Source organism: Wenzhouxiangella sp. YN1, assembly GCF_056324145.1.
Map to the genome: position 1 here is coordinate 1 of NZ_JBJNIO010000085.1, position 12,935 is coordinate 12,935.

Sequence of the window (12,935 nt, forward strand, 5' to 3'; positions counted from 1 at the left end):
CAGGTGCAAGACTTTTTTTTGGAGATCGACCAGTTGCTCGGCCACGTAGGCGCGCTTCTCCAGCTTGGCATTGGCCTTCTTCAGGCGCTCGAGCTCCTTGTCCCGGGGATCGGCGGGCTTGCGGCCCGGCTGTCGCGCAGCCACACCGGCCTCGCCGTGCTCGGCCAGATCCTTGCGCCAGGTTGACAGCTGACCGGCATACAGCCCCTTGCGGCGAAGCCAGGCGCCCTTCTCGCCGTGCGGCAGGGCATCGGCTTCGGCCAGCAGCCGCTTCTTCTCGGTTACGCTAAACCGGCGTCGGGTACGCTTCTCAAGGCGCGGGTCGGTGACAACTTCGTTGGAATCAGACATCTCTTCGCTCCGTAAGCGCCCTGAATGTTACAGATAAAACCGATCAGGTACTGTTGGGAGGGATGTTGACACACAGGGAGATGCCCGCCAATCCGGAGATTGCCCCGTCGAGCTGTGGGGGGATTTCCTGCGGATCGTGGGTGCCCTTGATACGGCTGGATACGTGGATACGCTGCGTATGCCCCTGGCGTGGGAGGGAGGCATCGCAAGTTGTCTCGCTATTCCGATTATGTGCATTGACACCTGATGCGTTACTGGTTACACTAGGCGGGTGATACGAAGCTTTAAACACAAGGGCTTGGCCAAATTTTTCAAGTCCGGCAGCACCGCAGGGATTCAGGCCGCTCACGAAAAAAGGCTTCGACTTGTTCTCGGTAGATTAAACGCAGCATCGGATGCCAAAGACATGGACTTGCCGGGCCTTCGATTGCACGAACTCTCCGGCAATCGCGCCGGCATCTGGTCAGTCACCGTTAGCGGTAACTGGCGAGTGACCTTCCGATTCGAGGATGGAGATGCCGAGATTGTGAACTATGAAGATTATCACTGAGGTACCGTCAATGTTGATGCACAATCCTCCCCATCCTGGTGAAGTGTTGCGAGAGCTTTGTCTTGAGCCACTCGGCCTCTCCGTCACGGCGGCTGCAGAGGCATTGGGCGTTAGCCGCAAGACTTTAAGTGCCGTGTTGAACGGCAAGGCCGGTATCAGTCCCGAGATGGCTATCCGGCTCTCTATCGCGTTTGATACCTCTGCACAAAGCTGGCTGAATCAGCAGTCCCAATATGAGCTCTGGCATGCCGAGCAACATCGCAGGGAGCTCAACGTGAAGAAGCTTGTTGCAGCCTGAAACAGCGCATTACCAAGCCATGCATCGGATGCCAAACTCTCTATTTTGCTCCGGTTTTGTCACCGGTGATAGCGGGCTTTTTGATGCTTGGTTTCAACTACAGTGCAACGGTAAGTTGTTGCCTGACTGAGGGTTTCAGGGGGCGCTTTGCTACGCCGCCCCCAAGTTTCATATAAACGCTCGAGCGTCACATTTCCCGCTCATCCGCTATCATGACTGCCTGATCAAAACAGGCTCTTCCCCATGAAACGCGAAGAAATCGACTTCCCACCTGAACACCAGGCCCTGCGTGACGATGTCAGCCTGCTCGGAGCCATGATCGGGGAGCTTTTGCGCGAGCAGTGTGGGGGTGCGCTGTTCGAGCGTGTGGAGACGGCGCGCTCGGCGGCGATTGACCGCCGCGTGGGAGAGGATGACGGTTCGGCTTTGCTCGCGCAGTGTCGTATTGACGATGCCGACGAGGCCAGCGCCTTCGTGCGTGCTTTTTCCGCCTGGTTTCGCATGGTCAACCTGGCCGAGCAGGTGCATCGGATTCGCCGCCGGCGCGAGTATCTGGCGGCCGGGGAGGGGGTGCAGCCCGATTCGCTGGCCGACGTGTTCGAAAAGCTCGCCGGGGAAGGCCACGGCTGGGAAGCGATCCGGTCGCGCCTCGACGGTCTTCTGATCGAGCCGGTCTTTACCGCTCATCCCACCGAGGCGACGCGCCGTTCCGTGCTCGAGAAGGAACAGCGCATGGCCGGTTATCTGATCGAGCGGCTGGATCCGAGCCTGCCGCGCAACGTTGCCAAGCGGCTGATCGACCGCGTGCGCATGGAGCAGACCATTGCCTGGCAGACGGCCGAGCAGTCGCGCACGCGCCCCACGGTGGCCGACGAGGCCGAGCACGCGCATTACTATCTGGCCAACGTGCTCTATCGGGTCGCGCCGGTGCTGCATGAAAACCTGGCCGAGGCCGCCACCCGCGCCTGGGGCAAGGATCTGTGGCCGGGCGATCTGCCTTCCGTGCTGCGCTTCGGGTCCTGGGTGGGCGGTGATATGGACGGCAACCCCAACGTCACCGGCGAGACGGTGATGGAAACGCTTACCGAGCAGCGCCGCCAGGTGATTGGCAACTATCTTGAAGAAGTGCGCCGGCTCAACCGGCTGCTCAGCCAGACCGACGTGCGCGTGGCCGTCAGCGCCGCGGTGCGCGAGCGCATGGCCGACTACCGCAGGCGCCTGGCCCAGGCGGCCGAGGCGATTCCCGCGCGCCATGCCGAAATGCCCTATCGGGTGCTGCTGTATCTGATCGAGGCCCGGCTTGCGGCCACTCTGGATGATGGTAAAGATGCTTACGGCCACGTCGACGAGTTTGCCGACGATCTTGAGCTGATTGTTGCCAGCCTGGAGGCCAACCGGGGCCGGCGCGCCGGCCTGTTTCCGGTCGAGCGCTTGCTGCGCCGCGTCGATATCTTCGGCTTTCATCTGGCGGCGCTCGATCTGCGCATCGACTCGGGTGATCTGCACGAGGCGGTGGCCGAGCTGATCGGCGATCGCCAGTGGCCCGAGCGCGAGCCGGAAGAGCGAACGCGTTACCTGACCGACGCGGTGGCCGGGGGCGATATACCCGACGGGCGGCAATCGCGCGCCGACCATCCGGTTTTCAATCTTCTGGCCGCCGCCGCCCGGGCGCATGAAAGATTCGGCGCCCGTGCGATCACCACCGTGATCATTTCGATGAGCCGCAACGCCGACGACATTCTCGCGGCGTGGTTCGTGGCCCGGGCTGCGGGCGTCGAGCGCCACGGCCTCGATATCGTGCCGCTGTTCGAGACCGTCGACGATCTGGTGGCGGCCGAAGGTGTGATGGATGGACTGCTGGGCCTCGAGGTGTGGCGCAAGCTGCTCGCCCAGCGCGGCAACCGCCAGACCATCATGATCGGCTATTCGGACTCCAACAAGGACGGCGGCATGGTCGCCTCGCGCTGGTCGCTGCAGGAGGCTCAGCGCAAGCTGCTGGCGCTGTTCAACGCGCACGACGTGAAAGTCACGTTCTTCCACGGCCGCGGCGGCACCGTGGGCCGCGGCGGCGGCAAGACCCCGCGCGCCGTGCTGGCCGCCCCGGTCGGCTCGGTCGGCGGGCGCCTGCGCATGACCGAGCAGGGCGAGGTCATTCATCGCAAGTACGGCTTTCGCACGATTGCGGTGCGCAACCTCGAGCAGACCACCGGCGCGGTCATCCAGGCCGGCTTTCTCGAGCACGACCCCGACACCGAACAGGGCCCCTGGCGCCGGGCCATGACGAAGCTGGCCGATTATTCGCGCAGCGCGTACCGTGATTTGGTCTACGGCAGCGACGACTTCAGCGACTACTTCCGCCTGGCCACGCCCATCGACGTGATCGAGCGCATGCGCATCGGCTCGCGGCCGGCCTCGCGGGCAAAAAAGGTCGGCATCTCTGGCCTGCGCGCCATTCCCTGGGTGTTCGCCTGGGGCCAGTCGCGTCAGGGCCTGCCGGGCTGGTACGGCCTGGGTACCGGGCTTGCGCGCCTGGTCGACGAGGTCGGGTTCGATCAGGTCGAGGAAATGGCGCGCGAATGGCTGTTCTTCTCCAACCTGCTGTCTGACGCCGAAATGGCCATGGCGAAGGCCGATATCGGTATCGGCCGCCACTACGCCGCCCTGGCCGGCGAGCTGGGCGAGCGCTATTTCCCGACCATCGAAGCCGAGTTTGCCCGTACCCGCGAGATGATCTGCCGCATCCTCGGCCAGAAGCAACTGCTCGACAACGATCTCACCCTCAAGCGCTCGATCCTGCTGCGCAATCCTTATGTCGACCCGATGAGCTTTACCCAGGTGGAACTGCTCAAGCTCTGGCGCGCCGGCGGATCCAGGGATGAAGCGCTGGAGCTGGCTCTGATCGACAGCGTTCACGGCATTGCCCAAGGGCTGCGCAATACCGGCTGAGCGCGCGGAATCATTCCCAATGACGGAGCAGGGCAGGCCCCTCCGGCGCCGTCCGGACAACAGCGTGGGTTGGTCGGGGCTACGTCCCCGACGGACGACGTGGCCGGGCCGGGACACGCATGGCCGGCGTCGGTGTTGATCCGGCACCTCGTCCGTCGCGGATGTAACCGCGACGCGGTGCGTGGGCCGGCACTACCCGGGCAACAACGTGGTAGGTCGGGGCTACGTCCCCGACGGACGACCGCGCAATACCGGTTGAGTTGCGTGCTTGCTCGCGTTGAGCAATTGGATTACACTTGCAAGCAAGTACTAGCTTTGCGGGAGTCGTGGTGCGAAAAAGCGGTGAGCAGCGGCGGCAGGAGATCGTCGAAGCGGTGGTCGATCTGGCCGCCGAACCTGGCGGCCGGCAGATCACCGCTCAGGCCATCGCTGACCGGGTGGGTATCGCTCAGCCGACGGTGTTTCGGCACTTCAAGAACCGCGAGAGCATTCTGGAGGCGGTATTCGAATGGATTGCCCGCCAGATGCTTGGTGTTGTAAGCGGCATGGCGACAAGCACCGGCCCGGCCGACGAGCGCCTGCGCGGGCTGCTGGAAAAGCAGCTTGAATTCGTGGCGGGCCACAAGGGCCTGCCCAGGCTGCTTTTCTCCGAGCGCCTGCACCAGGAGAACACGCGGCTGAAGCAGTCGGTCAGGCGCATCATGCAGGCCTATACGGCGACCGTAGCTGAGGTGATTCGGGACGGGGTGGAGGCCGGTATCTTTCGTGCCGATCTGGACTCCGACGAGACAGGCCGGATGACTCTTGCGCTTGTTCAGGGCACCATCATTCGCTGGTCCGTCAGCGACTTCGAATTTGACCTCGCCGGGCAGGGCCCCGCCATCTGGCGTCTGCTCGAGCCAGCGCTGCGTGCGGAGTGAGTTTTTTTTTGAATGACGTGGAAAGCAAGTACTTGCTAAAGAATATCGTTGCAATGACTCATCCTTCCGAGGTGAACCGGTGAAGCGCATCAGCAAGATCACCCCGGCGCGCGCTGTTGCGCTGGCCGCGACTCTCGCGCTTTTTATCCTGATCATCTGGGCTGCGCTGGACAAATATCGTGAAACCGTTGCCCCGGAACCGCCGAGGGCGGCACCACCCATTGCCGTGCGGGTTGAAACCGTGGCGGCGGGCCCCTTTGCCGTCGAGCGAACCTGGCGCGGGCAGATCGCGGTCGATGATCGGGCCACCCTGTCTGCCCAATGGACGGCCGCGGTTGAAGAACTGCCGTTTCGGGAAGGGCAGCATGTCGCGCCGGGCGAGACCGTATATCGGCTCGACGACAGCGAATTGCGCTCGGAAAGGGAAAGGCTGGATGCGGTACTCGAGCGCCTGGACGGCGAGCTGACGACCGCCCGCCGGGAGCTTTCCCGCCAGCGCGACCTGTATGAACGCAAGCTCACCCCCGAGAAACTGCTCGACGAGGCGGCTCAGCGGGTGGATTCGCTGCGCGCCCAGCGACGCGAGGCCGAGGCCAACCGCTCGCTGGTCGAAACGCGCCTGTCCTACACCATTGGCAAGGCGCCTTTTGCCGGCACCATTCAGCGCCTGCATGTCCAGCATGGTGAGCTGGCCCGGGCGGGAAGCCCGGTGCTCGAGCTGGTAGCCGACGATACCCTCAAGGCGGAGGCTCAGGTCGCCCAGAATGATGTTCCCGCCCTTCACGAAGGGCTGCCGGTGGCCGTGCGCGTGCCGGCGCTGGATCGGGACTGGGAAGGGCGCATCGACCGCATTTACCCGGCGCTGGATGACGCCACCCGCAACGCCACTATCGCGGTGTTGCTGCCGGCGGCCGATGGAATACAGGCTGGCATGGCCGCGGTAGTGCATGCACGAATCGGAGCGTATGATCACGTGCTGACCCTGCCGGCCCAGGCCGTGCACAGCGAACATGGCGCCGACTGGGTGTTTGTTGCCGAAGGTGGCCATGCTCGGCGTCGCGCCATCGACACCGGCGAAACCGGCCAGGGCCGCGTCCATGTCCGGGCGGGTCTGGAGGCCGGTCAGCAGGTGATCGTCACGGCCGATCCGCGCCTGCGCGACGGCGCAGCCATTCATGTGGCCGAGGGCGGGCCGTCGGCATGAATCGCTGGCCGCAGTGGGTGCTCGACCATCGCCACGTGGTCATTTCGCTGATCGTGGCCGTGCTGGTGCTCGGCCTGCAGGCGCGCTACGAGCTTCCCGTGCGCCTGTTTCCCGACACCGATCCGCCCACGGTCACTGTCATCACCGCCTATCCCGGCATGGCCGCAGTCGACGTCGACAACGACCTCACCCGCCTGCTGGAGGAAGAGTTCGCCAGCCTCGACGGCATGACCCGGCTGAGCTCGACCAGTCAGGCGGGGCTGTCGGTGGTGCGCGCCGAGTTCAACTTCGAGACGACCTCGGCGCTGGCCGCCGTCGACGTGCAGAATGCGATCGGCCGGATCCGGCACGACCTGCCCGCGGCCATAGACGAGCCGCAGGTGCTCGAATTTTCCACCGCCGACAAGCCGATCATCACCCTGGCCGCGTCCTCGGGCAGCCTGCCGATCGAGCAGGTTCGGGAACTGGCCGACAATGCGGTGCGTGAACGGCTCGAACGGGTTACCGGCGTCGCCGTCGTGGATATCTTCGGCGGGCACAAGCTGGAACTGCACGTTGCCGTCGATCGTGACCGCCTGGATGCGGCGGGCCTGTCCACTGACCAGGTGATGGCCGCGCTCGACGACTGGAACCTGAGCGCTCCGGGCGGCCGCATCGACAGCGGCGACAGCGAAGCCGTGGTGCGCTTCGACGCACCGCTGGCCTCGGCCGAGGATGCCGAACGTATCGTGCTCAAGGCAGATGGCAGTCGTTTCGTTAGGCTTCGCGACGTGGCCGATGTCGACCTGCTGCCGGGCGAAACGCGCTCGGCCTATCGCTACAACGGGCGCGACGCGATCGCCGTGCAGGTGCTCAGGCGCGACGATGCCAACACGGTGGAAGTGGCAGGGCGGGTTCGCCAGGCCGTTAAGGAACTGGCAGCCGAGCTGCCGGAGCTGGATCTGGCCATTGCCGACGACGATTCCGAGTTCACCGAGGCGGTCATCTCCGACATGACGTTCACGGTGATGGTCGCCGTCGGCCTGACCATGGCCATCGTCTTGCTGTTTTTGGCCGAATGGCGGCAGGCGATCATCATCGCGCTTTCGATTCCCGCCGCCTTCCTGAGCGCGTTCATGCTCATGCAGATGGCTGGCCTGGATTTGAACATGGTGACCATGTCGGCGCTGATTCTGGCCATCGGCCTGCTGGTCGACGACGGCATCGTGATTCTGGAGAACATCCATCGGCATCTCGACGAGCTGGGCCTGGATCCCCGCCGGGCCGCGATCGAGGGCACCGGCGAAATTCTGGGCGCCAAGCTGGGCGGCTCGCTGACCACGCTGGGCGTGCTCGTTCCCCTGATCTTCATGGGCGGCTTCATCGGCGAGCTGTTTGGTCCGCTGGCCCTGACGCTGGCTTTTGCCCTGGGATCGTCGTTTCTGGTCGCGGTCACCCTGATTCCCCTGCTGGCGGTGTGGTGGCTCAAGCCCGCCGACCCGGACAAGCCGGTTGGCGCGATATCGGGTGTTCTGGAACGCGCGCTCAAGGCCACGCGCCACGGTTATCTGGCGGCGCTGTGGATCGCCTTGCGCCACCCGGCGCTGACTCTGGCTACGGCTGCCTTGCTGTTGGTCGCCAGCGTGGGGATGCTGCGTCTGATCGGCAGCGAGATGCTGCCGCGTTTCGATTCCGGCAGTTTTCAGGTCATTGTCGATACCGTGCCGGGCACGCCGGTAGAACAGACCATGGCGAGCCTGGACGTGGTTGATGATCTGCTGGTGGGGCGCGCGGAAGTGCTCGATGTCGGCATTCGTGTCGGGCACGAACCCGGCGCACGCTCGATGGGCCAGCGCGGCGCCATGAGCGCCAACCAGGCCGAGGTGACCGTGACCCTCGTGCCGCGCACCGACCGCAAGCTCAGCCAGTGGGACATCATGGACGAAGTCCGACAAGCGCTCGAGCGCACGCCCGGCATCATGCTCGGCGTACCCATTGAAATGGGCGGTACGGCGCGCAGCAGCACGGCCGCGCCGGTGGTCGTGCGCCTGTCCGGCCATGACCCGCAGGAACTTGACGCCGCCGCCACGCAACTGCTGGAACATCTGCAGGGCATTCCCGGCATCACCGATCTGTACAAGGACTGGTCGCTCGATACGCCGGAAATCCGCGTGCAGCTCGACGAAGAACGGATCAGCGAGCTTGGCCTGAGCGCCCGGCGAACGGCCGCCAGCGTGCACCGCGCCGTCGATGGCCACGTTGCCACCAGCTATCGCCAGCCGCCAAGACGCGACCTGGATGTCGTGGTTCGTTACCGCAGCGACCAGCGAAACCAGCTCGACGACCTGGAGAGCATCGTGCTGCCCACACCCGCCGGCAGCGTGCCGCTGCGCGAAGTAGCCTCGTTCGAACAGACGGTCGGGCCACGTATCCTGACTCGCGAGAACGGCACGCGCACTCTGGAAATCCTGGGCTACCACTCCGGCCGGCCCTTGTCGGCCGTCGTCGCCGACGTTGCCGAACGCCTGCCGGGCTTCGAGGCAACCGCGGGGCCGGCGCCGATGCTCGTCGGCGAGCAGCAGGACTTCAGCGAAGCCCGGCAGCGCATGCTGCGAGCGCTGATGCTCTCGGCCCTGGCTGTTTATCTGTTGCTCGTCATCCAGTTCTCCAGCTTCGCCCATCCGATCACCATCATGGCGGCCATCCCGCTGCAGTTCATCGGCGTGGCCTCGGCGCTGCTGCTGGCCGACAAATACGTGTCGATGTCGGCGCTGCTGGGCATCATTCTGCTCGTCGGCATCGTGGTCAACAACTCCATCATCCTGCTCGACCTGGCGCGCCAGCGCGTCCAGACGGGGGCGAGCCCGGCGCGCGCCGTGGGTGTGGCCGTGGTCACGCGCCTGCGGCCAATCCTCATGACCGCACTGTCGACCATCGCCGGAATGTTGCCGCTGGCCATGGAAATGGCCGTGGGCGCCGAACGCTTCTCGCCGATAGCCACCGTCATTATCGGTGGCATCATCACCGCCACCGTGCTGACCATGGTAGTCGTGCCGACCCTGTTCGTGCTGCTGGAAAACCTGAGGCAGCGATTCGCGACGCCGCATGCCGCGCACTGACGATCCGCCCGGCGGCCTGTGCAAATCCCATGCAAATCGGTATAATCCACCGCTCCCCGGCGCCGGTGTAGCTCAGTTGGTAGAGCAACGCATTCGTAATGCGTGGGTCGGCGGTTCGACTCCGTCCACCGGCACCATCCCAACCCCCTGATTTATAAGTTGTTTTAGAGAAATCTTCCCGCTTTCTTAGCGCGGAGCTTTCGTCCCGTGCCCAAAACGGGCCAAAACGGGCCCAAATCGAGCCCGCTCTTCACGAGCATGACCTTCGCGCTCGCCACGCACTCCCAGTGCGATGGTCGGACAAGATGATCTGTCAAACGCGCGAGCGTAAGGGCCCGCGGCCTTGACTGTATTGAGCATGCGGGCGCCAATGTTATCCGGGATTTCGGCCAGCGGCAGTGAGCCGCCCCGGGTCCCAGCGCCGTTTGCATCAAGGGATCGTCGCGCAGCCCCCTGGAAAGCGTTGAAAACACGGTGATGTTTATGGTCAAAGCCTGTGCCGATGCTTTTTGGGGCAATGCCCGGGTTAGAAACAAGCGCTTGCGAACAATTTCCGGGTTTTTTGGCCATATTTCCCGCGCGATTGCGTATTTGTAAAGTATCCGGGCCCGTTTGGGGGCCGCATCACTTGCGCAACGGAGACATCGTCATGCAACGCAAACTTCTGTTTTTCATCATTGTTCTGGGTCTGTCGCTGGTCGCCATCGGCGCGTGGGCGGCCAACCCGCCACCGTTCGATGTTCCCCATGACTTCAGCCCGCAAACGCCGGCGAAGGCCGGCGAGGTCAATGCCGATAAAGCAACCCCTGTTCTGTAAATTTGCCTATCCTTCCATCGGCACTATTGCTCCATCGTGAGGTAGACCCGTCCGGTCTCCCACTCGTCGGAGATTTCCATGGCAACGGCTGAGACCAGCCTCAGGCAGCTGCCTTCATTCGGGAACAGCGTCGCCACAGCCGTTCGTCGCTTGAGCTCCTTGTTCAGGCGCTCGACCATGTTGCTGGTCCGTATCCGGCGTCGATGGGGTTCGGGGAACTCGAACACGGTCAAGGCCTCCGGAATGGCCTTTTCAGCCCACTCGGCGAGCTTGGGCGCCCTTTCCCGGTAAGCCACGATCAGCAGATCAAGCTGACGGTCGGCTTCCTGGCGGTTGAGCGCGTTGAAGACGCTGCGGATGGCTTCGGCAACCTCTCGCTTCATCGACTGGCGCGGCACGTATTTCTGGGCATTTTGCTGCACGTGGAACTGACAGCGCTGCCACGGCACGGCGGGGAAGACTGCCTTGCGGGCGGCCTTCAAGCCCTCGTGCGCATCGGAGATGAACAATTCCATGGCGTGCAGGCCCCGATCCTTCAGGCCCGACAGGAACTCGCGCCAGTGCACTTCCTGCTCCGACAGCGCCACCGAGACCCCGAGCACACTGCGCTTGCCCTGATCATCGACGCCGATGCCGAGCAACACCGCGCAGTCGACCACCCGGCCGCCGTGGCGGACCTTCTCGTAGCGCGCGTCCAGATAGACGTAGGGCATCGCGCCCAAGGGCCGGTTCCGCCACGCCGAGAGCGTCTCGTCGAGCGCACTGGCCGCCCGGCTGACTTCGCTGGAGCTGACCTCGATGCCGCACAGCTCCTCGCTCAAGCGCGCCATCTTGCGCGTCGACACGCCCTGAACGTAGGCCTCGGCAAGCGCCATCCGAAGGGCACGCTCCGACTTCAGGCCTTTTTCCAGGCAGCTCGGGTAGAAATCCGCAGCGCGCGTCTGCGGCACGGCCAGATCCAGCTCACCGATGCGGGTCTTGACCCGCTTGGGCTTGAAGCCGTTGGCATAGCCCTGGCGCTGTTCGGTGCGTTGGTACGGGCCGGCACGCAGGTGGTGACCGCGCTCGAGCTTCATCATCTCGTTGAGCAGCACGCCAAGCGCCTCACCCATGCCGTCGAATCCTTCGTTGGCCAGCAGTTCAAAAATGTGCTCAAGAGCGCTATCCTCTACTTGGTAGGTCATCGGTTGATTCCTTTTCGTCTGTGTCGTCGAAAACTCCGACGAAAGGATAAGCCGGTGGCCTACCTCAATCCAGGGCCACCGAAATTACAGAACAGATGGTGCCACTAGTGTCCGACAGATTTGTGTGCCATTTCCAGTAACTTCCTGATCCATCTATGATTTATGCGTATTTCGGGGTGTCACCGACTTGAACTTGAGTACTGAACCAGTCCAGGCTTTCCAGATTTGCTCGAGGAAAGCTGATGTATGCGGGAAAACTGGTGTTCTCCCAGCTCATGGAGTTTGCGCCCTGGCATACTTTTCGGCGCCTGGTAACCAAGTACAACGGCGACTTCAATGCTCGTACATTCCGGTGTCGGGATCAGTTCTTGTGCATGGCCTTCGCTCAACTGACCTACCGGCGAAGTCTGCGCGATATCGAGGGCTGTTTGTTGGCCCAACCTTCCAAGCTCTATCACATGGGCATCCGGGGCAATATCACTCGCTCCAACGTGGCCGATGCCAACGAAAGTCGCGACTGGCGCATCTACGCAGAGTTTGCACAGTCGTTGATCGGCACCGCTCGCCGGCTTTATGCCAAAGAGGATCTCGGACTGGACCTCGAGGGAACGGTCTATGCCCTCGATTCCACGACGATCAGTTTGTGCCTGTCGCTGTTTCCCTGGGCCGATTATCGAGAGACCAAGGCTGCAGTCAAGATTCATACGCTGCTCGACCTCAGGGGCGCTATCCCAGCATTCATACTGGTTTCCGACGGTCTGCTGCACGATGTCAACATTCTCGACTTGTTCGACCCAGAAACTGGTGCTTTCTATGTCATGGACCGCGCCTACGTCGATTTCCAGCGATTGTTCACCATCAACAAGGCCGGCGCCTTCTTCGTTACTCGCGCAAAGAAGCCCCTGAAGTTCAAACGGGTCAACTCACAGCCAGTCGACAAAACGACTGGATTGATCTGCGATCAAAAAATCAGGCTGACCGGCTTCTACTCCAAAAAGGCTTATCCCAAGTTGCTTCGAAGGGTACGCCTGAAAGACCCGGAGACTGGCAAGACACTGGTCTTTCTGACCAACAACTTCGAGATCACCGCACAGACGGTCTGCGATCTTTATCGGAGCCGATGGCAAGTCGAACTATTCTTCAAGTGGATCAAGCAGCATCTTCGCATCAACCAGTTCTTTGGGCGTTCGGAGAACGCCGTGAAGTGTCAGATCTGGATCGCCATAGCCACCTATCTGCTGGTTGCGATCGCGAAAAAGCAACTCGTCATTCCACTTTCCCTGCACTCAATGCTACAGATTCTGAGCGTGACTCCATTCGAAAATGTTCCGTTGAATCAGCTGCTTATGGATCCGGGGTTGCCTCAAGAAGGCACCTGTGGAGCCAACCAATTGAAATTATTGTGAATTCTGTCGGACACTAGTGAGATGGTGCACTAACTCAATGCCAACTTCGCCGCGCTGCAGAATCAGATCGACTACCTCCATCAGCAACTGCTCGCCCAGCAGGGCACCATCACCAGTCTGGAGGGCACGGTCAGCAATCAGGCCAGCACCATCGCCAGCCT

General features: G+C 62.8%; 10 protein-coding genes and 1 tRNA gene. 9 read left to right on the forward strand and 2 right to left on the reverse strand.

The genetic code is table 11. The annotated features are described in order from the left end of the window. The coding region (locus ACEWQZ_RS00755) for a transposase (protein WP_476481162.1) at nucleotides 1-351 on the reverse strand (351 nt) is incomplete at its 3' end. A gap of 271 nt (nucleotides 352-622) precedes the next feature. Between ACEWQZ_RS00755 and ACEWQZ_RS00760 the strand changes: the two genes are divergently transcribed. The 8 genes from ACEWQZ_RS00760 (at nucleotide 623) to ACEWQZ_RS00795 (ending at nucleotide 10,184) form a co-directional block, all read left to right on the forward strand. Further along, on the forward strand, nucleotides 623-901 hold the full coding sequence (locus ACEWQZ_RS00760) for a type II toxin-antitoxin system RelE/ParE family toxin (protein ID WP_476481163.1): 279 nt from the start codon (nucleotides 623-625) through the stop codon (nucleotides 899-901). A 10-nt stretch (nucleotides 902-911) separates the two neighbouring features. Beyond that, nucleotides 912-1,199 (forward strand): HigA family addiction module antitoxin, encoded by a 288-nt coding sequence (locus ACEWQZ_RS00765; protein ID WP_476481204.1) that lies wholly within the window; start codon nucleotides 912-914, stop codon nucleotides 1,197-1,199. A gap of 243 nt (nucleotides 1,200-1,442) precedes the next feature. Further along, nucleotides 1,443-4,145 (forward strand): phosphoenolpyruvate carboxylase, encoded by a 2,703-nt coding sequence (gene ppc / locus ACEWQZ_RS00770; protein WP_476481164.1) that lies wholly within the window; start codon nucleotides 1,443-1,445, stop codon nucleotides 4,143-4,145. Nucleotides 4,146-4,471: 326 nt separating this feature from the next. Next, nucleotides 4,472-5,065, forward strand: coding sequence for a TetR/AcrR family transcriptional regulator (locus tag ACEWQZ_RS00775; RefSeq protein WP_476481205.1), 594 nt, complete (start codon nucleotides 4,472-4,474; stop codon nucleotides 5,063-5,065). A 79-nt stretch (nucleotides 5,066-5,144) separates the two neighbouring features. Beyond that, entirely contained in the window at nucleotides 5,145-6,269 is a 1,125-nt protein-coding gene (locus tag ACEWQZ_RS00780) for an efflux RND transporter periplasmic adaptor subunit (protein WP_476481165.1), read from the forward strand. Next, complete coding sequence (locus ACEWQZ_RS00785) at nucleotides 6,266-9,367, forward strand: efflux RND transporter permease subunit (protein WP_476481166.1); 3,102 nt, start codon at nucleotides 6,266-6,268, stop codon at nucleotides 9,365-9,367. Before ACEWQZ_RS00780 ends, ACEWQZ_RS00785 begins: the two co-directional genes overlap by 4 nt. A gap of 61 nt (nucleotides 9,368-9,428) precedes the next feature. Next, nucleotides 9,429-9,504, forward strand: a tRNA-Thr gene (locus ACEWQZ_RS00790). 512 nt (nucleotides 9,505-10,016) lie between these two features. Then, entirely contained in the window at nucleotides 10,017-10,184 is a 168-nt protein-coding gene (locus ACEWQZ_RS00795) for a hypothetical protein (protein ID WP_476481167.1), read from the forward strand. Nucleotides 10,185-10,207: 23 nt separating this feature from the next. Here the strand turns inward: ACEWQZ_RS00795 and ACEWQZ_RS00800 are convergent, their stop codons facing one another. Next, on the reverse strand, nucleotides 10,208-11,368 hold the full coding sequence (locus tag ACEWQZ_RS00800; RefSeq protein ID WP_476481168.1) for an IS256 family transposase: 1,161 nt from the start codon (nucleotides 11,366-11,368) through the stop codon (nucleotides 10,208-10,210). 242 nt (nucleotides 11,369-11,610) lie between these two features. Between ACEWQZ_RS00800 and ACEWQZ_RS00805 the strand changes: the two genes are divergently transcribed. Further along, entirely contained in the window at nucleotides 11,611-12,774 is a 1,164-nt protein-coding gene (locus ACEWQZ_RS00805) for an IS4 family transposase (protein WP_476481169.1), read from the forward strand. Nucleotides 12,775-12,935 lie beyond the last annotated feature (161 nt).

Excerpts from the sequence above, each read along its gene's own strand:
- ACEWQZ_RS00765 (WP_476481204.1), top strand. The coding sequence starts at position 912 with ATGTTGATGCACAATCCTCCCCATCCTGGTGAAGTGTTGCGAGAGCTT.
- ppc (WP_476481164.1), top strand. The coding sequence starts at position 1,443 with ATGAAACGCGAAGAAATCGACTTCCCACCTGAACACCAGGCCCTGCGT.
- ACEWQZ_RS00785 (WP_476481166.1), top strand. The coding sequence starts at position 6,266 with ATGAATCGCTGGCCGCAGTGGGTGCTCGACCATCGCCACGTGGTCATT.
- ACEWQZ_RS00795 (WP_476481167.1), top strand. The coding sequence starts at position 10,017 with ATGCAACGCAAACTTCTGTTTTTCATCATTGTTCTGGGTCTGTCGCTG.
- ACEWQZ_RS00800 (WP_476481168.1), bottom strand. The coding sequence starts at position 11,368 with ATGACCTACCAAGTAGAGGATAGCGCTCTTGAGCACATTTTTGAACTG.
- ACEWQZ_RS00805 (WP_476481169.1), top strand. The coding sequence starts at position 11,611 with ATGTATGCGGGAAAACTGGTGTTCTCCCAGCTCATGGAGTTTGCGCCC.